At 41.8% G+C, this 21,244-nt stretch carries 23 protein-coding genes; all 23 read right to left on the bottom strand.

Annotated elements, in window-relative coordinates:
* Positions 1-37: 37 nt before the first annotated feature.
* The 23 genes from NO991_RS02175 to NO991_RS02065 all read right to left on the bottom strand — a co-directional run bounded on the left by NO991_RS02175 (position 38) and on the right by NO991_RS02065 (position 21,147).
* Positions 38-2,284, bottom strand: coding sequence for a carbohydrate binding family 9 domain-containing protein (locus NO991_RS02175; RefSeq protein ID WP_300360413.1), 2,247 nt, complete (start codon positions 2,282-2,284; stop codon positions 38-40).
* A 220-nt stretch (positions 2,285-2,504) separates the two neighbouring features.
* Positions 2,505-3,806 (bottom strand): DEAD/DEAH box helicase, encoded by a 1,302-nt coding sequence (locus NO991_RS02170; protein ID WP_300419502.1) that lies wholly within the window; start codon positions 3,804-3,806, stop codon positions 2,505-2,507.
* 67 nt (positions 3,807-3,873) lie between these two features.
* Entirely contained in the window at positions 3,874-4,305 is a 432-nt protein-coding gene (locus NO991_RS02165; protein ID WP_054554538.1) for a hypothetical protein, read from the bottom strand.
* Positions 4,306-5,136 carry a MipA/OmpV family protein gene (locus NO991_RS02160; protein ID WP_300419506.1) on the bottom strand — a complete coding sequence of 277 codons (831 nt, stop codon included), beginning with the start codon at positions 5,134-5,136 and terminating at the stop codon, positions 4,306-4,308.
* Positions 5,133-6,359, bottom strand: coding sequence for a beta-ketoacyl-ACP synthase (locus NO991_RS02155; protein ID WP_300360411.1), 1,227 nt, complete (start codon positions 6,357-6,359; stop codon positions 5,133-5,135). The genes NO991_RS02160 and NO991_RS02155 overlap by 4 nt, the downstream gene beginning before the upstream one ends.
* Positions 6,359-7,084: a 3-oxoacyl-ACP reductase FabG gene (fabG, locus tag NO991_RS02150; protein WP_138599445.1), complete on the bottom strand. Its 726-nt coding sequence runs from the start codon at positions 7,082-7,084 to the stop codon at positions 6,359-6,361. The genes NO991_RS02155 and fabG overlap by 1 nt, the downstream gene beginning before the upstream one ends.
* The gene (locus NO991_RS02145; protein ID WP_054554542.1) at positions 7,081-7,536 is read right to left on the bottom strand and encodes a hotdog family protein; all 456 of its coding nucleotides are present in this window, start codon (positions 7,534-7,536) and stop codon (positions 7,081-7,083) included. Before NO991_RS02145 ends, fabG begins: the two co-directional genes overlap by 4 nt.
* Positions 7,523-8,686, bottom strand: a complete 1,164-nt coding sequence (locus tag NO991_RS02140) for a beta-ketoacyl-ACP synthase (protein ID WP_300543202.1) — start codon at positions 8,684-8,686, stop codon at positions 7,523-7,525. Before NO991_RS02140 ends, NO991_RS02145 begins: the two co-directional genes overlap by 14 nt.
* A 2-nt stretch (positions 8,687-8,688) precedes the next feature.
* Entirely contained in the window at positions 8,689-9,240 is a 552-nt protein-coding gene (locus tag NO991_RS02135) for a DUF3261 domain-containing protein (RefSeq protein WP_300360409.1), read from the bottom strand.
* On the bottom strand, positions 9,228-10,469 hold the full coding sequence (locus NO991_RS02130) for an NAD(P)/FAD-dependent oxidoreductase (protein ID WP_300360408.1): 1,242 nt from the start codon (positions 10,467-10,469) through the stop codon (positions 9,228-9,230). The genes NO991_RS02135 and NO991_RS02130 overlap by 13 nt, the downstream gene beginning before the upstream one ends.
* A gap of 3 nt (positions 10,470-10,472) precedes the next feature.
* Positions 10,473-12,692: an MMPL family transporter gene (locus NO991_RS02125; RefSeq protein WP_371351632.1), complete on the bottom strand. Its 2,220-nt coding sequence runs from the start codon at positions 12,690-12,692 to the stop codon at positions 10,473-10,475.
* A complete protein-coding gene (locus NO991_RS02120) occupies positions 12,689-13,207 on the bottom strand; it encodes an outer membrane lipoprotein carrier protein LolA (protein WP_300360406.1) in 519 nt (172 codons plus the stop codon). The genes NO991_RS02125 and NO991_RS02120 overlap by 4 nt, the downstream gene beginning before the upstream one ends.
* Complete coding sequence (locus NO991_RS02115; RefSeq protein WP_063707680.1) at positions 13,207-13,632, bottom strand: thioesterase family protein; 426 nt, start codon at positions 13,630-13,632, stop codon at positions 13,207-13,209. Before NO991_RS02115 ends, NO991_RS02120 begins: the two co-directional genes overlap by 1 nt.
* Positions 13,625-15,169, bottom strand: coding sequence for a histidine ammonia-lyase (hutH, locus tag NO991_RS02110; protein ID WP_300360405.1), 1,545 nt, complete (start codon positions 15,167-15,169; stop codon positions 13,625-13,627). Before hutH ends, NO991_RS02115 begins: the two co-directional genes overlap by 8 nt.
* Before the next feature lies 1 nt (position 15,170).
* Positions 15,171-16,139: an acyltransferase gene (locus tag NO991_RS02105; protein ID WP_300360404.1), complete on the bottom strand. Its 969-nt coding sequence runs from the start codon at positions 16,137-16,139 to the stop codon at positions 15,171-15,173.
* Positions 16,139-16,876, bottom strand: coding sequence for a glycosyltransferase family 2 protein (locus tag NO991_RS02100; RefSeq protein ID WP_300360403.1), 738 nt, complete (start codon positions 16,874-16,876; stop codon positions 16,139-16,141). Before NO991_RS02100 ends, NO991_RS02105 begins: the two co-directional genes overlap by 1 nt.
* A gap of 3 nt (positions 16,877-16,879) precedes the next feature.
* Positions 16,880-17,233: a thioester dehydrase gene (locus tag NO991_RS02095; protein ID WP_119853021.1), complete on the bottom strand. Its 354-nt coding sequence runs from the start codon at positions 17,231-17,233 to the stop codon at positions 16,880-16,882.
* A complete protein-coding gene (locus tag NO991_RS02090) occupies positions 17,217-18,575 on the bottom strand; it encodes a class I adenylate-forming enzyme family protein (RefSeq protein WP_194441358.1) in 1,359 nt (452 codons plus the stop codon). Before NO991_RS02090 ends, NO991_RS02095 begins: the two co-directional genes overlap by 17 nt.
* Positions 18,562-19,128: a septation protein IspZ gene (locus NO991_RS02085; RefSeq protein WP_138599435.1), complete on the bottom strand. Its 567-nt coding sequence runs from the start codon at positions 19,126-19,128 to the stop codon at positions 18,562-18,564. Before NO991_RS02085 ends, NO991_RS02090 begins: the two co-directional genes overlap by 14 nt.
* A gap of 8 nt (positions 19,129-19,136) precedes the next feature.
* Positions 19,137-19,382, bottom strand: coding sequence for an acyl carrier protein (locus NO991_RS02080; RefSeq protein WP_054554554.1), 246 nt, complete (start codon positions 19,380-19,382; stop codon positions 19,137-19,139).
* A 25-nt stretch (positions 19,383-19,407) separates the two neighbouring features.
* Positions 19,408-19,665: a phosphopantetheine-binding protein gene (locus NO991_RS02075; RefSeq protein ID WP_054554555.1), complete on the bottom strand. Its 258-nt coding sequence runs from the start codon at positions 19,663-19,665 to the stop codon at positions 19,408-19,410.
* Positions 19,662-20,447, bottom strand: a complete 786-nt coding sequence (locus NO991_RS02070) for a 1-acyl-sn-glycerol-3-phosphate acyltransferase (protein ID WP_194441356.1) — start codon at positions 20,445-20,447, stop codon at positions 19,662-19,664. Before NO991_RS02070 ends, NO991_RS02075 begins: the two co-directional genes overlap by 4 nt.
* Entirely contained in the window at positions 20,437-21,147 is a 711-nt protein-coding gene (locus tag NO991_RS02065; RefSeq protein WP_300360401.1) for a beta-ketoacyl synthase chain length factor, read from the bottom strand. The genes NO991_RS02070 and NO991_RS02065 overlap by 11 nt, the downstream gene beginning before the upstream one ends.
* Between the last annotated feature and the right edge of the window lie 97 nt (positions 21,148-21,244).

The following is a 21,244-nucleotide window of genomic DNA, read 5'->3' as shown; positions in this document are numbered from 1 at the left end:
GTTTATATTGCTTTTTTCTGACTCTTTTTATAATTACTTAGAGCTGCCATGCATAGCTTAGTTTAGTGAAGAAGGTACGCTCGTCACGCTCAAGACTTTTCAAAGAGTCGTCTTGATATCCTTTGTCTGAATAACCTAAGTAAAACAGCGTCTGAGAGTTAATTTTGTATGAATACACCAACTGACTGCCATAATCGCGGTTAGTTTGACTGACATCAAATCGATAAGCTTCGTTGTTTCGATCGACATCTTCAAACTGCAAAACGAGTTTTAGCATTGAGCGCATATTAAATTTATAATAAACACGTAAATCAGTTAAATTTGCAGTATAAACACGATCATTTTGTTCGTTATCTAGATAGCTGTAACTGTGCTCTAGTTGAACCTGCCAATGATCGTTAATATCCCATGTCATCTCAGGTTCAATACGAACCATGGTACCTAAAGCTGCATTACTGTAATCAATTTTGCTGCCATATTGAGCATACAATAAGAACCGCACATCACGAATAGGTCTAAAACCACCGTAGATATAGCTTATATTTTGATTAAAGAACTCGCCGGCATAAAACTCATTACGATGAATAAAGCCAATTTCTGTTTGCGACTGCATCTTACCTTTAAAAGTAATAAAGCCATCGTATTCTTCTTCGAGTAAGTCGCCATTTTGTGCCCACGTTTTATCCCACTCTACATTGTAGCTGTACTCTGTGATTGCATCATCAGCATCACGATACCAAGTTTGCCCACCACCTAATTGTACTTGTTCGTAATCAACTTTAGCTTGGTAGCCTAAATCAGAGCGGTATTCTTTACCTATATTTTCGTAATTAGCATAGACTTCGTAATCACGCTTAGTTCTTGTAAATTCAATAGCATAAGCTTGATCGGATTGATTCTTATCAACGCCATAATAATCAACTAAAAATTCTGAGTTAGTGGTATCAGTGCTTGCAACTTGATACTGCAAACTATCTGATTGGTTAAACCAATAACTACCATCAATCGATAACACCGTATTATGGTAATCATCATTTTCACGGTGAGTGCTCATCACACCAATTGTGCCTTTTTGGCCAATATCAAACTGATAACGCCCCGCTACTGCTTGCGTTTTATCTGCCAGATTAGCAAAGCCCGACCCTTGATTTGTCGGAAGTAAAACACTGGTATTCTGATCATCAGCGTACATAAAACCATAGCTGTGCGCGCCGGTTTTACCAGTTAATTTTAAACCTACATCAGGTTCAGCAATCATTCGCGTATATAAAAGCTCTAGTTGGCTGGTATTAAAATAAGACGCACCATCTAAAAAGAATGGACGCTTTTCAGCATAATAAATTGAATAAGTGGTGTTTACATCAAGTTCGAGTGAGTCTGCCTCGACTTGCGAAAAGTCAGGATTAATAGTGGCATTGATAACCGCATCTTGCGTCACACCCCAACGTAAGTCTAAGCCTGCTTCAGTATCAATATCGCCATTTTGCCAATCACCCGGCACTGTGTCTTTGCTATCATGACGAAGCGCAGTTAAGGTTGGCGTAAGCTGAATATTTTGGCTTTCTGTCATGTTGGCAAAGCCTGTTAGTTTATCAAACTGACAAAAGCTACATTTTACATCTCGGTCAAAACCAACGTTCGACATTTGATAATACACATCACGCGGGTAATTTCGCCATACTGCAAAACTCCACGTTAATTCGGCCTGGTCTTTTGGAAAGCGAAGTGCAGTGAATGGAATACGCATTTCAACAACATAGCCGTCCTCTGTTATTTGCCCTGCGCTATCCCAAATAGCATCCCATGATGGGTCTTCCACCCAATCATCAATATCTGTCATGCGCATATCACCTTGCGCACCCAATGGGTTTACATAAAACTCATAGCCAGTTCGTTCATCATTAAAAGTATCAATCATCAAGGCAACATTGTCGTCTTGCCAAAGTGTGTCGCGATCTCGAAGAGCGGCACGAATTTGCGAAGGATCATTATCTTTTGCAATAAAACCCACATACAAGTACTTGCCATCTTCGTACATGTAAGCATCGGTTTGCACGAGCGGTGTGCCTTTTTCGGTTGGTTCGTTCTGATATTTTAATGGCACTTTAGTGGCGTATTGCCAGTGTGGCTCATCCATCACACCATCAACACTAATAGACTCTTTAATATGGGCAAGGGAGAACTCAGCCTTATCAAATGCATTAGCAGAAAAAGGCACACTAGCAACACTGAGTAAAAAAGTAGGGGCGATTATTTTATTTATTATTCTTTTTATGTACTGCATAAACATCCATTTAGACACTAACGCGTTAGAAACGCTACTTGACTGATTTCAAAGCGATTGTAATTCATCAAGGTACATTTGTTAATCTAATTTTGCATTTAACTGTATAAAAATTAACAAAATACTCCATTTGTACGATTAGCAGAGCCAAAAAAGCCCCATTGCCAAACAGCAATGGGGCTTTTTTATAGAAGCTCTTATTGTTTATTATCGAAATTCATTACTTTTTAAGGCTTAATTTATTGCCTTTCAATGATTTGCGAACATTTGCGATACGTGAACGATTCTTCGCACGCGCTTCACCCGTTGCCTGACCTGAAGCCTTATTTGTACGGCTACGGCGTAAATGCGACGGCTTTTTACCAATTTTATCAATCAGTACTTCACGGCTGCTTACTTCGTAACCTGGTAAAACAACACGCTTGATGCGCTGTCCAATTAACTTTTCGATATCGAATAAAGTGTTTTCTTCCTCACGGCTCACAAACGAAATAGCTTGACCCGGCTTACCAGCACGACCTGTACGGCCGATACGGTGCACGTAGTCTTCTGCAAGCCAAGGTAAGTCGATGTTAATCACACGTGGTAACCCTTCAATATCAATACCTCGGGCAGCTACTTCGGTTGCGACTAGTACGCGAACTTTACCTTCTTTAAACTCGCGTAAAGCGCGGCGGCGGTTACCTTGGGTTTTATCACCATGACAAACAACAGCAGGAATACCATCAAGGTTAAGCTCCTTTACAAGCTCATCGGCAGTTTCTTTCATGTTTACGAAAACAAGTACTTGCTGCCAGTTTTTCTTTCCTATCAATTCAGATAAAAGCTCTTGCTTACGGCGCTCTTCTACAGGATACACAACATGTTGCACTGTTTCTGCAGTACTGTTTGTTTGATCAACACGAATGATTTCAGGCTGCTTTAGTACTTTACTCGCAAATTGTTTAATTGCCGCAGGGAAAGTGGCCGAGAACAACAAGATTTGACGCGCTTCATCACAGCCATTAATAACCGTTTGCATATCGCTGATAAAGCCCATGTCTAGCATACGGTCAGCTTCATCTAGCACTAAATGCTTAACATTAGCTAAGCTGATGTTACCTAAACGAATATGATCAAGTAAGCGCCCTGGCGTTGCAACTACGATGTCAACACCTGCTTTCAAATCGTTAGCTTGACCCGCTAGATTAATACCACCAAACAAGCACACTGTTTTTAATTCGGTGTATTTTGCAAACGCTTTAAAGTTATTAGCAATTTGCTCTGCTAACTCGCGAGTAGGTGCAAGCACTAGTGCACTTGGTGCATTATTTTCGCTAACAGCTGATTCTGATAATTTTTGGATAAGTGGTAAAGCAAATGCAGCGGTTTTACCCGTGCCGGTTTGCGCACTAACGAGTACGTCTTTGCCTTTTCTTATTGCAGGAATTGCACTACGTTGAACGGGAGTAAGCGTTTCGAAGTTAAGCTCTTCTAATGCCTGTAAAAGCTCAGAAGAAAAACTAAATGATTTAAAATTCATGCTGTATAACCTGCGGCCATCATATCAAGGGTCGCAAATTATACAGAAAAAAAATGACTTTAGTTAGTTATAACTTAACTAAAGTGCCTTTTAATGCCACACCAGCGATAAACGTACCCGCACCACATTGATATTCTGTTTGGCTAACAAACTCACGCTTCTTGTAATACGATTGAATATTTACAACTGCATTCATGCCTTCACGGACAGCACGCTCTTGTAATGCTTTTAAAGCACTTAGCATTACCCACTCACACGCTTCTCGGTCAGTTTTATTAAATGCATTGGTTTTCTTGTTGGTGATCACTTCACCATAAGTTGTTTTAATCGTATTATGACTTTGATCAGCAAAATACAGCGGAATATCTAACAATGCTTGTTTCGCTTTGGTGGTTTCAAGTAATGCTTGTACAGGTAGTGTTTGTAAATCATCACGTGCAAAACTGTTTGCTGAAAACAAACAAGCTACTAAAACACATGCAAGGGTCAATAACTTCATTTAAAAATTCCTTCTATAAAATTTCCATGCAACGCCAAAACCGACCGAAACATTATAATCTTGCTTCACGAGTGGGCTTGCATCTTGTTGACTGTTAGCAAGATGGTGATATTTAACAAAACCACCTAACCAATACTTTGGTGTGTCAAAATGTACCCCAATTGATACATCAGCACCAGAAAAACCTGAACGACTTGAGTATGCTTGGCGAGTTTCATTGCTATGTAAGTCACTCACTCCATAGTAGTAATCAAGGTATTTATCGCTAGCAAAGTTGATATTGCCACGAAACGCTAATGAAAATTGTGAATCCGCTTTTTCGATGATCGGCACTCGATAATACACACTTGGCCCATAACGCCAGCCAATATCATCAATACCAGAGAAATCTGTCGCAATGGCTTTGCGTGCAAACAGGCTTAAATACAAGTGCTGTCTAGAATTTGGTTCACCTATTAAGTAGTAATTAAGCGAAGGCCCTAATTCAAACACCCAATCTAGATCATCCATACCTTCTCGGGCTTTGTTATCTTCACTATCAACTGCAAGACCTACGCTTGCAGATAAATCTAAATGGAGATTTTCTTGCTGCCACAAAAAGCCAGTGAAACTATTACGGTCTATGGCCATTGTGTCACTTTGATAACGAAAATAAGGCACAGGCAATAGGTATTGCTCACTTTCATCTGAACCTAAATAATGGGGGATATCTGCATAAAAAAGGCCTGCACCGAACTCCATTTTTGCAGTGCCCTTTTCTACACTGTCTTCTGCAGCATAAGCATTAAAAGTTAGAATAAATAAAATACTTATGATGCAGCGCTTGATCATGCTTGCCACTTTTTAAAAATTAACGAGGTATTGATACCACCAAACGCAAAGTTATTACTCATAATGTAATCTGTTTGCATTTCACGGCCATTGCCTTTGATATAATCTAAATCAGCACACTCAGCATCGACATCCGTTAAATTAATAGTAGGTGCAAACCAACCATCATTCATCATATTAATACTCGCCCATGCTTCAATGGCGCCACACGCTCCTAGGGTATGACCTAAATAGCTTTTTAATGAACTAATAGGTTTCTTGCCAAGGGCGTTGAAAGTCGCTAGAGACTCCGCAATATCACCTCGATCTGTTGACGTACCATGAGCATTCACATAGCCAATTTGATCCGCTGTAAGCTGTGCATCATGAAGGGCCATTTCGATAGCCACTTGCATTGTTTCTGCGGTAGGTTGCGTAACATGTTGACCATCTGAGTTACAACCAAAACCAACTAGCTCCGCATAAATGGTTGCTCCACGGGCTAGGGCATGCTCATACTCTTCTAAAATGAGTGTGCCTGCACCTTCACCAATAACCAGACCATCACGATTTTGATCAAATGGTCGTGGCGTGCTTTTCGCAGCATCATTTTTTGTGCTGGTCGCGTACAAGGTGTCAAATACCGCGGCTTCTGTGATGCATAACTCTTCTGCGCCACCAGCCACCATGGCTTTTTGACGGCCATACTTTATCGCTTCGTAAGCATAACCAATACCTTGCGAGCCCGATGTACAGGCAGAGCTGGTGGTGATCACGCGACCTTTTAAACCAAAAAAGACACCCACATTCACAGGCGCTGTATGCGCCATCATCTGGATGTAACTGGTGGCCGTTACGCCCGTCATTTCGCCGGTTTCCATCATTTTTGCAAAAGCCAATAATGGTGGTGTTGACCCCGTTGACGAGCCAAAAGCAATGCCTGTAGAGCCATCGGTTAGGCTTGGGTGCTCTAATAGCCCAGCTTCTTCTAAAGCAAGCTCTGTAGTACGGGTCGACATCATAGCAACACGCCCCATTGAGCGAACTTGTTTACGCTTATAATGACTTGGTTTAGTAAAATGAGTAACAGGTGCCGCTAGTCGAGTGTTTAGTTCTGGCGCCACATCCCAATCAGTCATGTACTGAACAGCATTTTCACCTTTTTGCAAAGCGGTTTTAAATTCGCCCCAGGTATCACCTAATGCTGTGATAGCAGACATGCCTGTAACAACAACGCGCTTCATTACACCATACCGCCATTCACAGAAATAACTTGGCGGGTGATATACGCAGCGTCATCGGAACACAAGAACGACACAGTGCCAGCTACTTCATTAACTGAACCCATACGTTTTAATGGAATCATTTTTAGCATTTCATCAACCGGTAAATCGTCTGTCATTTCGGTTTCGATTAACCCTGGTGCCACGCAGTTAACGGTGATCTTACGCTTTGCAAGTTCAAGCGAAAGCGCTTTGGTTGCACCAATAATGCCTGCTTTAGCGGCACTGTAGTTAACTTGCCCGCGATTACCAGCAATCCCTGACACTGACGCCATAGTGACAATCCGGCCACCTTTGCGAGCTTGCACCATTGGCATCACCGTTGGATGCACTACATTATAAAAACCATCAAGGCCAGTACGGATCACTTTATCCCAGTCATCACCTTGCATCGCAGGGAACGCCATATCATTTGTGATACCAGCATTACAGATCACCCCATAATACGCTCCGTGCTCGGCAATATCAGCTTCAATTTGTTGTTTCGCACGCTCTCTATCGCAAACATCAAATTGCAATAGGCTTGCATGACGACCAAGCGCACTAATTTCTTCACAGGTTTGCTCTGCTTCAGCCACACCACTGCGACAATGAACAGCAATATCAAAGCCATCGTTAGCTAATCTAAGTGCGATTGCTTTGCCAATACCACGGCTTGAGCCGGTGACTAAAATACGTTTTGTCATTGATTTTCTCTTATAAACTGCATGGGGTCTTGTGGTTGAAACACATTGATTTTTGCTTCTGCTAAGCATGTTTCATCGCTGTGTATTTGACACTCAAATACACTTAACCCTGATTCTTCTTGATATAATTTTGTCACCGAGACTTTAAGCGTTTGCTCGTTTTTAAATACCGGTGCATAGGTTTTATATTTGCGCGTACCAATTAAAAAACCGATTTGTACTTCATTTCCTTTGTCTTTTGCCAGCGCACCCGCATAAGCTGCGATAGTTTGCGCCATATATTCACAGCCAATATAACTGGCAACCCCATTTAAGCTCTCGTCATAAAACGGGCTTTGTGAACTTATATCCACTTCACAGCAGCCTGACTCTTCGCTGTAACTAGATAGGCGATTGAGCAATATCATTGGTTCGCTATGAGGGACGACTTGCTCAATTTTATAGTGATTCATTTAGATGTCCTAGTACTACACTGACATTATTGCCACCAAAGGCAAACGAATTTGATAAACAGGTGTTAATTTCTGCCGTTTCTGGTTGTGTTAATAAACCAATTTCAGCCAATGATTCGTCTTTTATAACCTGATTGCATACTAATTGATTAAACTCTGGGTAAGCCAAATAAAGCCAACATAATCCAGCTTCTAAAGCACCTGCAGCGCCTAAGGTGTGGCCGGTCAAATGTTTAGAAGAACTGACCTTGGTATCTTTGCCAAATACCTCACTGATTGCCAGAGATTCCATGGCATCATTTTGCGGTGTAGCTGTTCCATGGGCATTAATGTAGTCAATATCTGAAGGTGTTAAATTCGCGTCTTGCAATGCCATTGTCATAGCTGCGATTGCACCAGAACCGTCTGCAATCGGTGCTGAAATATGGTGAGCGTCAGAGCTTTCACCACCACCTAAAAAGGCAATACTTTGTTTTGTGTGCTGCTCTTTACTCATAATAAATAATGCTGCGGCTTCACCAATATTGATACCAGCTCTGTCGCCACTAAACGGCTTACAGATTTCATCGCTGATCGAAGATAACGAATCAAAGCCATTAATAGTGAGTTGACACAAGCTATCTACCCCACCACAAATTACCACATCGGCTAAATCAGCACTGAGTAAGGCACGCGCACTAATAAGCGCCTTGGCACTTGAACTACACGCAGTTGAAATGCTGTAACTTGGCCCCTTCGCAGCGAGTTTTTTGGCAATATAATTGGCGGGTGCAACGAGTGCTTGGTCGTAATAATCAAATTCCTCTGGCCACTTTCCCTTCGCTGCATGGGCAATTCGGCCTCTTTCACCTTCTTGAATTGCAGCAGTACTGGTACCAATCACCACAGCAATACGGCTACTCGGAATGTTTATGCCTGTCAATGTGTCAGTAATTTGCGCCAGCGCTAAATCGATTAGCTGATAAAACCGCATTGATGCGGTTAATGGCAGTTCATTAACCAAACCCACAAACGTTGGGCGCTGCTCAAATGCAAGCGACGTCACCTCTGTGAGTGTTTGTTTAGGTTGTAAGCTGATACTTTGCATTGTTTGTTGATGACCAACCCCCAATGCACTAACAATACCTAAGTCGTTAAGCCAAAATGGCATAATCAATTAACCCTTTGAAATTTAATTTTGTAATCTCGCTGAAAGTTTACAAGTTCTGTTGCACCGTCTAAATAGCGAATTTCACTAATTAACTGTTCACCTTGATATAAACGCCGTGTCGAGCCTTGTTCAACCAAGTTCAAACCATACAGTTGCGAGTTAAGCACAGTAACCGGCCAGTGTACTAGCATGATATCAGCAAGAATATAGCGAGGATCAACCGCGTTGATAGGGAGCATTTTTTCGCTTTTAATCGGCCCTTGTGGCGCTTTTTCTAACTGAAAGATTGGCATACCTTGAGCTGTCATCACAGCCAAGTTAATACCCGTTTCACTGTTTAAACTCAGCTGCGCGAGTAACGTATGCTGCTCATCGCCATGGTGTACTTCAAGTACTTGCTGCCAATTATCAGCAACTAATGACGGCGGTGGATCAAGCAAATAAATTCCTGCATTTGGCGCTAAATCAACACCTTTTTTTACTGCAAATTCACTGGCACAACTTGCCACTAATATGCTCAAAGATAAGAGCAAAGAGCGTGTTAGTCGCGACATAATTCAACCAACGTATTTAAGCGTTTGTTGCTTTGTTTTACAAATGGGTTTTGTAAGTCCCATGCATAACCCGCAAGAATAGCACTGATCATCTCACGCACTTGTTGATTTTTCTCACTGTAAAAAATCACGTCCTGAAATGAGCCATCATACCAGGCACTGACGTAGGTTCTAAAGCAATTAACCCCTTGTTGCAAAGGTTCACTGTAATCGTTTTTGAAATCAACTTGCTCACCACGTAAGTAGCTATCAACTAAAGGAGCAACCAATGAAGCTGATTTTAATGCAATCGTCACCCCAGATGAAAACACCGGATCTAAAAACTCACCAGCATTACCAAGTAGTGCAAAATGCTCACCATACAAGCTCGACACATTAGCCGAATAGCCTTTGATAGCGCGCGCTTCACCAATTGCTTCACGATTGGCTAATAACTCACTTAAATAGCTATCTTGTTCAATAAATTCATTTAAACCAGCGAGTGGTTGTTTATCATTAAGTTGCTCTGGTTTACCGACCACACCAATGCTTGCCGTACCATCACTAAATGGGATCAGCCAATACCAAATATCTTTATGCTCTGGATGAACATTAATTAAGATTTTTTCGCGGTCAAACAGGGGATCGCTAATATTATCTTTAAAATGGCTGAAAAAAGCCCAACGTACAGGGAAATTTGATGCTGACTCTAAATCAAGTAAGCGAGGTAATACTCTGCCAAAACCACTGGCATCAAGGACAAAGCGCCCTTTAATTTGATAGCGCTGCTGGTTTTCATCCGTAACGTCAAGTAAAGCGCCATCCTCACAATCGGTGAACGCTAACACGCTATGTTGGTAACGTATTTCAGCCCCTTGCAGCATGGCACCATCGGCTAAGCATTTATCAAAGTCAGCGCGTTTTACCTGAAAAGTCGTGCCAGGGCCTTCGCTAAATTTCTCGGTAAAATCGATTGTTGTGTGGTCGCCACGACGCTGAAACGCCGCACCATTTTTAAACTGAAAACCAAGCGATTGTGCCTGTGTTTGCACCGCTTGCTCAAGGCCTGCTTCTGCTAAAAAGCTCATGCACTGGGGTAATAAACTTTCACCAATCGAAAAACGAGGAAAGGTTTGCTGCTCTAACACCACCACATGCCAACCTTTTTTCACCAGTAAACTAGCAGCCACGGCACCGGAAGGGCCCGCACCAATAATAACAACATCAGCCTGTTGAACTTGATTATTCACCTATTATTTTTCCTTATTTTTAGGTAATGCAATACTGAGCGGCGCCAGGATATAGATACAAACTAGCCCCACTAATACCGTTAATCCGAAACTGAATATGGCCGGTGTTTTCGAAACGGCCAACATGCCAAATACCCACATCGATGATGCCGCTGACAAACTAATTGCGAGTACATTGCTCGAGCTTAAGTTATTTACCTGATAAAACACCAAGTAATCGATTGCCAACGCTAATATCAATAAACAGCCTAATAAATTAAAAATCGATAGCTGAGATTGCAGCGCACTGCATAGTAGCAGTACAGCAGCGGTAGTTAGTACAAGTACTAACGTTTGTTTACACGCCGTTTTAAAACCAAATTTAACGCTAAAGAGTAGTAACGCAAAGGTCATCGCAATGGCCAGTGTCACCAGTAACGAATTTGAGTAATGACTTAAACCTTCGCTTATCATCGCGACTTTATCGTAAACAATTAAATCTGGGTAAGCGTTGGCTAAATCCATCAGCTCGGATTTATTTACACCCGTTACCATAAACCAGCTTGCGGTTAGTGTATTGTTTGAGATCACTTGGTTAGCGATTAACGGCGCTAACGGTGAATTAAGTGCCGCGTTTAAATCAAGCATTGATGTTGAGAGCTCAACGGGCGTCCCTGTCATTTGGCTAACCACACTCATGGCTTGCTGGGCCGAATGCAGTTGCGCATAGTTTTGCTGTTGTAATTGTTTACTAGGCACTAAGTCACTAAGCATCACAGCAGTGCCATTAAGGCCGCGAATAGTTGCTTTTAATGTTTCTTGTTGTACTAATAACTGCTGCGCATTATCGGCAAATAAAATCATGATTTGGCCATTATCTTTACCTAATAAAGACATATGCAGCGCTTCGTTTTGCATTAAATCAGCAGGACTTGCATTTAACAGCTTTACATCATCATTAATCACAGGGGGCTTTAGTAAAGCAAAAGCACTCAATAACACTAGCATCAGCATACTGAGTGCGACGCGATAACGCGTTAATCGTTTTAAATAACCACTTAAGCAGTTAGCTAATCGACACGCAGCAGTGTTTATGGTTAAACCAACTTGCCAATAAGGCAATAAAATACGGGTGCAAAGCCAAGCTGTAACTAGCCCTGCAACAACGAACACGCCAACTTGACTGAGTAACTGCACTGGCGAGAAAAACAAACTCGCGTAACCGAGTGTGGTAGTTAGTAACGACAACACCAGCGCCAGTTTGAGCCCTTGGCTAAAACCTTGCGGCTGCTCGGTTAAATCAAGCATGCCATGAAATGCATAATCAATGGCAATACCAATCAGCGTCACGGCAAACACCATGGTTAATACATGCACCTGACTAAAAATACTGATCAGCGCAATGGTGCCGCCAATAGCGGCACTTATCACGGTTACAGAGGCCAACCACAATGCGTTTATCGATCGAAACACCCAGACCACCATCACAATAAGCGCCAGCAAGCTCACCGAACCAAACAAGGTCATTTCAAATTTGGCTTGCTGTGCATTTGCTGCGGTATGAAATAAAGCACCGGCATAGCGAATTTGTGTATCGGGATAGCGGCTTTCAAGCTCAGCGATATAGGCAACTATCTCATTGCTCAACGCTATTGATTGATTTATTGAAAAGGCATTGTCAGCACTTTGCACGAATAACATTAAATACTCATCACCTTGATAGTTAATGTTAATTCGGCCATCTTGCAGCTCAAATTGCTGCATGTGTGTCATTGCCTCAGATAAGAACCCTGCTGTAGCAAGTGTTGGGTCTTGGTTGATAGTACTTGAAACAAAAGGATCAGCGACTTTACTCAACTGGCTAAAGTAATACTGTTGAAAGCGATTAGCATCGCCAATCGCTTGCTTATATTCCTCGGACACTAAATGCCCTGCGTACTGACCGTAAAATGCTGCCAACTGGGATATTTCTGGTAACTTAAAACGAGGCTCAATATGTTTGCTAGAAAGCCACTGATGTAAATCATCATAAGCTTTTACTGCATTCTCACCACGAAAAGAAAAACTCAACTGCTGTTTATTAGCCGCAAAAAAGTATTCTTCGACTTGCTGTAAACGCGGTTCTGGCTTTGGCAACAAAGCCAAAATATCATTATTTAACGTTGGCTGTTTTAGAATAAAAACAACCACTAAGGCGCTAACTAATAGGCTCAGCCAAGCGAGCGTTAGGCCCCATGCTTTCACTGTTTATGCTCTTTATGAGGATAAGCAAAGCGTAATACAGTAAAGTTACCATTTACTTCTTGAAGACGCACACGGCTCACTTGCTCTGCTGCTACACATAATTCGAACTGACTAAATAGCTGCTTTAGCAAGTCATCTTTAGGTAATAAAGTCTGACAACCGGGCTCTGCATGCTCTGCCATCGTAAATTGCTCAGCAAGTGCAACTTCATCATGCTTTAAAATCGCTTGCAGTAAATTTACGTATGGCTCCGCGCCTTTTTGTAGCTGCGGCTCACCTTGATCATTAAGGGTATATACTTGCCCTTGCTTGATTAATAGCGTGCTTTTAACCGGAGATTCAACCTGCCAAGTGAGGCCATCTTCAGCAAGTTCAAACGAACCTGTTGAAATAAAAGGTTTATTAAATCCTTTAAAATGCTTCTCTTGGCTAAATGTGCCTTGCTCTGTCACAGCGCTTGATGCAAACACAGGAAAAAAAACGAGCACACTCAGTAATAACACGCTTAATCGCATTAAATCACCTTTTGAAGTTTTTCATGTAGTACAGGCGGCGAAACAAACTGCATTTCTTTATTCTCTATATCAACCGCAACTTGGATAGTCGTTGCTTTGGTTAACTTTTTACCTGTAGCACAATCAGTTATGACGTAATCGATACGTAATCGTGTTTCATATTCTTTTAAGTAAGCATCAACGCGGATTTTTTGCGTAAACAAAGCTGAGCCGACGTACTTAATATGCATGTCAATAATCGGCCATGCATAGCCAGACTCTTGCATTTGCACATAATCATAATCAAACAAACGCAGTAATTCGCAGCGCGCGACTTCTAAATAGCGCGGGTAATTACCATGCCATACCACATTCATTGGATCGCAATCATGAAAAGGAATTTCAATCTCAACATGAGTGCTCAGCAACGAGCCACGACTATGCATATAAACTCCAACGTTTTGTTTGAATAGCGTCAACCGTAAAGCGAAGAACAGCCTCTAGAGGACGGTCTTCATCAAGCAGCGGGAAAAACTCGCTAATGTCTTGATACATACTTTGTACATCAGGGGTTAAACTAGCGAATTCAAGCTCACCGCTATTAATACGTAAACGCAAACCTTGAATACTCGCAAGCAAGGTACTAGCAACCACTTGCTCAGTTAGCTGTAAGATACGTAAGCAATCTCGAGCAGCGATGGTTCCCATGCTCACTTTATCTTGGTTGTGACACTCGGTTGAACGAGAAAACACACTTGCTGGCATGGTCAGTTTTAATGCTTCGGCCGTGTATGCACTGGCGCCAATTTGGACCGCTTTAAAACCATGGTTAATGTAACGACGTTCATCATTACTCGCCGATAGATTAGAAGGTAAACCATTGTTATAGCGCGTATCAACTAAGGATGCGATTTGTCTGTCGGCTAAGTCGGCTAAATTAGCAACGGCGGTTTTCATGCTATCCATAACCATTGCAATATGACCGCCATAGAAGTGACCACCATGCAATACGTGCTCACCTTCACCATCGATGATTGGATTATCATTTGCCGAATTTAGTTCATTTTCAATCATTTGCCTAAACCACGGCAAACTATCTTGCAGCACACCAATCACATGTGGAGCACAGCGAATTGAATACCTATCTTGTAAGCGGTCAGCATTACGCGGGTGTTCTACATGGTTTAAGTCTCCACGGATCCATGCAGCTACTTGCTGTTGCCCTGGATGTGGCTTCACTGAAAACAAAATATCATCAAAGTGATGACTGTTGCCTTTTAATGCAAGGCTTGCAAGGGCTGTTATACGGCTAGTCAATTTAGCTAGATAATCAGCTCTATCATAAGCAAGGCATGCCAAAGCTGTCATCACGGCAGTGCCATTCATAACTGCCAGCCCTTCTTTCGGACGTAGCTTTAATGGCTTTAAGCCAAGTTCGTGCATCACCTCTAGACTGTTTTTAATTTCGCCTTTGTAATACACATCGCGCTCGCCAACCATAGCACCGGCTACATACGAAAGCGGTGTTAAATCACCACTGGCTCCCACTGAGCCTTCTTGCGGGATCACCGGTACGATATTGTGATTTAAAAAGTCACGTAATAAATTCAACATCTCCCAGCTAACGCCAGAATACCCTTGCGAAAGCGAGGTTAAACGGGTCGCTAAAATAGCGCGCCCTTGGGCTTGATTAAACACATCGCCAAGACCACAACCATGAAATCGAGTAAGATGCAGTGGTAACTCATTAACTAAATCAAGTGGCACTTTTACGGTTACCGAGTCGCCATAACCTGTGGTAACGCCATATATCACGCCATCATCTTCAAGCAACTTATCTAAAAACGCGACGGCGCTGTCTATTTTATTCGCAAATTGACGGTCTGATGTTAACGCTACAGCACCTTGCTCTAATGCAATATGAACAATATCTTCGATTGATAAACGCTGTTGGCCAAATACGGTAGTCGAGTGCTCTGACACCTTAGTTCTCCTTGTTTTGACTACGAGACACTTGCTCGTCATTTTGCCAAAAATCATAAAAATTAAACCATTGATACGGATAGGCCGCAGCATAAAAACTGAGCCTTTGCGCATAATCGCTAACAATTTGTTGTAATGTTTGTTGCCTCGTTTTACGCGGTAAAACGAGTTTGTCGGCGTATTTTTCAAAAATCACGCGGTAACATGTCTCGCCATTTTGCTTTTTATCTTTTAAACAAAACAGATGAAACACTGGGCAATCTAACAGTGCAGCTAAAATAAATGGCCCTTGTGAAAAAGGGGCTGGCTTACCTAAAAAGTCCGCTTCAATAACTCTTCCTGCGGTGGTGGTACTGGTTCTGTCACCGACAATCACCACAATTTCACCCTGCTCGACTTTTTCTTTGAGCATAATTGCCATATCTGGGCCAAGATCGGTTACTTGAATGAGGTTTACTGCAACATCCGGATTAATACTTTTCAGTAATTTATTAAATTCAACAGCATGATGCGTAAACACCAATACATTGATCGTTTTACTGTTTCGGTGTTGGCTAAGAGCTCTACACACCTCTAAATTGCCAAGGTGTGAGCCAATAAAAATAGCCCCTTGCTGTTGCTCATCAAGTTGTTTAAACAGCGCTTCGTTGGTATAAAGAATATTATTTTGCTGAATTCGTCCAAGCCAGGCATCAATTTTGTCAAAAGCGCTGTCAGCAAAGCAGCGAAAATGACGAAAGCTATCGCGCCAAGTAACTGCTTTGCTATTGCCATTCACCTTACGCGCTTGGGTTAAGAATGCATGTGACGCTTGACGGGCAGTTTTGCCTGTTAAAAACAAATAAAACACCACCGGAAACAACACCAACCACAAGCCTTTACGACCAAATACGCGATAGCACACGAGCAATATTTGCATGCCTAAGCGATTGCCACGTTCTTGCATTTTTGACCAGTGCTTTACAGCCATTAGCCAGCCACCTTACGCCAAAGTAGCTTGGGAGAGCGTAGCAACATGCCAAAGAATAAACGCGTATGCAGCCACGAAATTCCCACGTTATCGTGTAAGGCACGAAAATGAGATACACCATTTTCAGGGTAAATAACCTGAGTTGGCAAAAACGTGACTTTAACACCTTGCCAATAAAGCCTGACTAAAATTTCAATATCAAAGTCCATGCGCTTGCCAAGCGCTTGCTTAGCCATTAATTGTTCAACGGCTGCTAAGGGATAAACCCGAAAACCACACATTGAATCAACAATATCAAAGCTGAGTGTTTCTACCCAAACCCAAAAATGGGTGATGTAACGACTCAAATAACGGTGCTTAGGCACGGAGCTATCATAAATAGGACAACCACTGATCACCTTGTTAGGTGATGCATTACTGAGTTCAATCAACTTACTAATATCTGCTAACGAATGCTGGCCGTCTGCATCAACCTGAATGGCATGGCTAAACCCTTGCTGGTAGGCAGCCAGCAAGCCAGTTTGAACTGCCCCACCCTTACCTTGATTTTGAGCATGGCTTATCAAGGTTAAAAAATCGTACTGTGCGTTAAGCTCTGCAAATACTTGCTTGGCATCTGCGTCACTGCCATCATCAACCATGATTATCGGCAGCTGTAGCTCTTTTAGCTCATCGAGTACAGCAGCAATAGCATGGGTGTGATTGTAATTAGGAATAACAATACAAAACTGGTTCATGGCTTAATCACAAAATACTATTCGACCGGATGCATGTTGGCCTTTGTCTGAGTGATAGCTAAACAGGCACTTGCCTTTTGCATTGCGCTCAAGGGTGAGATTTACCGTCATATCGGGGGTTGTTACCACCTGAAACTTTAACACTTCTAAATCTTGTACTAGTTTGCCAAAACCCAAATATTGCTGAGCATATTTTACTGCCCAATCCAGCTGTACTACGCCTGCTAAAATTGGCGCATCAGGAAAGTGGCCGCGAAAATAATCTAAATCAGCCGCAATGGTTAACGCTAAACTCACGCTAGTTTCTGTTTGTGATAAAACGGCCACCTCTGGGGTCACGTTATTCAGACTTGGCAAAATACTGCTCCAATGTTTTTAAACTTAATTTAGCTTGGCTGTTAAAAGGAAGTGCATCGATATAGCGCCATTTACGCGGTAAGCAAATACGTTCAAAGCGGTTTGAGAGGTGCGCTTGTAATGTGCGGTTAATTGCCAATTTACCCTGCTGTTCAAGCTCTTTATTAGCTTCATCACTGAGCACAACCACCGCACCAATTTGCACGCGCTTAGCTGGAATAACCACCACTTTAACTTCTTTTACCCAGTCATGGCTTTGCAGATAACTCTCAAGCTCATCTAGATTTAAACGTTTTTCTTCAATTTTTATCGTTCTGTCTATACGGCCCAACAGTTTAAATTGACCATTTTTATGAACGAGTGCTCTATCGTCTAAAGGGAAATTTGATTGCTCTAAAATCGCAGAATCTAGCATCAAGCGTCCTTCATGATTCAGCGATAAAAAATTACCATTAAACGGCTGCCATGGTACATCAACCGCGGCTTGTGTAACTTGTCGATAAGCAATACCGCCAGTTTCGGTACTACCAAATACTTGGGTAGCAGGGCGAGCTAACTGGTTAAATAAAGTTTCGGCATGCTCATTATTGAGCGGTCCGCCAGAGGAAAATAACCATTTAATTTTGTCACGCTCAGGAATTAACACATTATCAGCACATAAGCGACCAAGTTGCGCAGGGCTTGAAACGAGCGCTGCATAACGAATATTTTTTAGCCTTTGCGCAATATGCTCAGGGTACTGAATTTGTTCACTATCAATTATATGGCCTTTCGCCAACGGCCAAAGTAAACGAAATAATAAGCCGTAAATATGTTGATGCGAAACGGTTGCTAAAAACGTAAACTGGCTGGGTAAGTCAAATGACATTGAAAGTACTGCAAGCTCTCGATTTAATACCCGCCACGGTTTTACTATCGGTTTAGATTGTCCTGATGAGCCTGACGTATAAAATATAACCGCTGTGTTTGTTGGCCATTGTAAACGGTTAGTTTGCAAAGGCGTGTGACCCAGACTGAGTTCAAGGTTGGTAAATAGCACATCATCATCGATATTGGTCGCATCGCCTGCAAAAAAAGCAGACTGAGCAAGCAATAAACTTAAGGTTTCGTGCTGACCATTAGGCGGCAAAATAACATTATGACCACTACAGGCTAAGGCAAATAAGCGAACTGCAAATTGGTAGGTATCGGGGTGGAATAACACCACATGACTGCCAGCTTTAAGCGCCGTAAGCTTACTTTGATAAGCGGCAATATCAGCAAAAAACTGTGTGTGTGTTATTGGCTGCCCTGCAATAACAAATGCAGCATCTGGGTGAAATTTCAGGTTACTCGATACCATTATTTTTAACCTTTTGTCTAACAAGCCATTCCACAAGGCCCAAGAGAGCTATCAAAATATAGGCTACTAGTCCGTTGTACAGTGTCCATGTCTGTAACGAAGTAAATAGGCTAGTGTATAACGCAATACTGCCATTAATAATAAAAAACGCGCACCATACTTTAGTAACTTGGCGCGTGTAATTAACCCCTTTTTCATCAAGCTCAGGCTCTTTAATTCGAGCAAAACTCTCAATGACTGTTGGGCCACTTTTCAGCGAATAAGCAAAGGTTATGGCCATTACTGTATTTATAATGACCGGGTAAAGTTTCAAGCCCAGATCATTGTTAAAAAACTGCGTTGTTGCTAAAGCGATAATAGCCAAAATAGAGGCTGGCTTTATCCATGGCATAGATGTGAGCAGCTTTTTGCTCAGCAAAAGCCTTAGACCTAACAATACCATCAGTACCAAGCTCACTTGCCTTATTGAGATATGCTGTAATCCAAAATACACAATAAATGGGTATAAAGATAAGCACACTAAAAGCAGTGTTGTGGTTATCGCTTTGAGCATAGTAATGTTTATGAAACGAGTTTTTCTACTTCATTTACAACATCTTGCACAGTACGCACTTGTTTAAATGCATCTGGCTCAATTTTCTTGCCAGTGATTTCGCGTAGTTTTACAACTAAATCAACAGCATCAATGCTATCAAGATCTAGGTCTTGATACAGGTGCGCATCTAGGCTGATATCATCAGCATCAATCTCAAATTCATCTACTAAAATGCCCTGTAAAACGTTGTAAATGTCAGCAGCGGTTTTCATGCTTATTCCTACTTCTAAGTCTGTATTATGATTGGTGTTGGTTAATAAATTCTGCCAGTGCATCTACTGATGCAAAATGGGCTTTTGTTTGTTCTGAGTTTGCGTCAATTTTAACGTTAAACTCTTTTTTAATGGCTAAGCCAAGCTCTAACGCATCGATGCTATCTAGGCCTAAACCATCAACAAACAAAGGTTGGTCATTTTCAATATCATCCACGGTAATATCTTCAAGATCTAAGCTGCTAATGATTAATTGTTTTATTTTGTTCTTTAGTTCAGTCATAGGTGCCTGAGTTCCTCTGAAAAGTAATGTTGCAAATCACGGGTTAATTGTCGTGCTTGCATGGCGGGTTGTTCATTATTAAATGTGTCGTTAAACGTAAATGGGTCAGTGGCAAAGCGCATCTCAAAATGCGCTTTTGTTGCGGCAACGCAATACCATGGTGTGCCTTTGGTCAAAGTGCTGGGTTTCATACTAATCAGCACTGAGGTTATAGGGGCTTTACAACGCGCAGCAATATTTGCCGCACCACGCTTAAATTTTAACTGTTCACCTGGGGTTGTGCGGGTGCCTTCAGGAAAGATAATCAGGTTATTTCCAGCAGCGAGTGATGCTTCACAATCATTCAGTAACTCTTGCGGGTCTTCATTACTAATATAACCTGTGCCTTTAATGACACCGCGCATAAATGGATTTTTAAATAAGTGCGCTTTGACCACGCAATCAGCATTTTTAATCACAGATATCAGCACTACAACATCAATTAATGAGGGGTGATTGGCAAGCACTAGCTGCCCCTTAAGATCATGAAATTTCTGTTTATCTTGCACAGAAAAATGGATAGCACCGGTGTAATGCATTAAAGCAACAAAGAATTTAAAACTATAGTGAACAGTTAAACGGGCTTTCTGCTTACGTTTAAATTCACAAGGCTCCAAAAATCGTTGAATAGGTAAAATCAACAAGGTAAGTAAAATACCGCCAAACCCAAAAACAGCAAAGCAAAAACCAGTTGCTAATACACGCCAAATTTTGTTCAGCTTTTTATATAAATTAGCCACCATGGTACTGTAGCATCCAAGCTGATTGTTGATGTGTCAGCAGCGATTGTGATCCTTTGCTTGCTAAAGCAGCTGCTAACTGTAGACTCAAGGGTAAACACGAGTCACTTTGAGAGTGTTCAGATTCAGGAAGTTGTGTTAATTCAAAATACGGTTTGTCTACCTGAACTTTGGATAATATGAACGACACACTATGAGCGATTTGTTGCTCATCGCTAAATGGTAAGTATTCATCAGGTAATACACTTTCGGCATGGGCAACCAAAATTTGCTGCTCAACACCACTCTGGACACGTGCAAAACCATCAATCATGGCTGAAATAATGCTGTCTTGACCACCTGCTATGGCATTCATCGGGGCTTTGTTTTTTGCAATAATCGAGAACAAGCCTGTTGCAGCATTATGTACACTCAAACCAAATGCGGTCGGAGAAAGCGGTTCTTGTTCAACAAGTGAATGCAATAGTTGCGCTGTTTTAGGTAAGTCGCCATGACGAGATGAAAAATTAACGGCTAACTGCTGATGCTCACCTTGCGCTTGATGCATAGTATGAAGTGCCATTTTCATAAACGGGCTTAGACGGCGGCGCTGCATTGGTGCAACCCAGTTTAAATCAAGGTCAGGGTGATCAAGATGGCTTAATTCTGCAATTTGTTGCTCGGGCGCAACCCATACACTCAAATTATTAACAACAAATTTCACAAATATTATTCTTTTAGCGCCAAACGATTGCTAATTTTACCCATAAGGCATAAAAAAGTAAAATAATGGTGCTTAATTGTAGTGAAATTAAGCACCC

Source organism: Pseudoalteromonas sp. DY56-GL22, assembly GCF_041414715.1.
Classification (GTDB): Bacteria; Pseudomonadota; Gammaproteobacteria; order Enterobacterales; family Alteromonadaceae; genus Pseudoalteromonas; species Pseudoalteromonas simplex.
The sequence above is the reverse complement of the archived record's forward strand: the minus strand, read 5'-3'. Positions and strand labels throughout refer to the sequence as shown.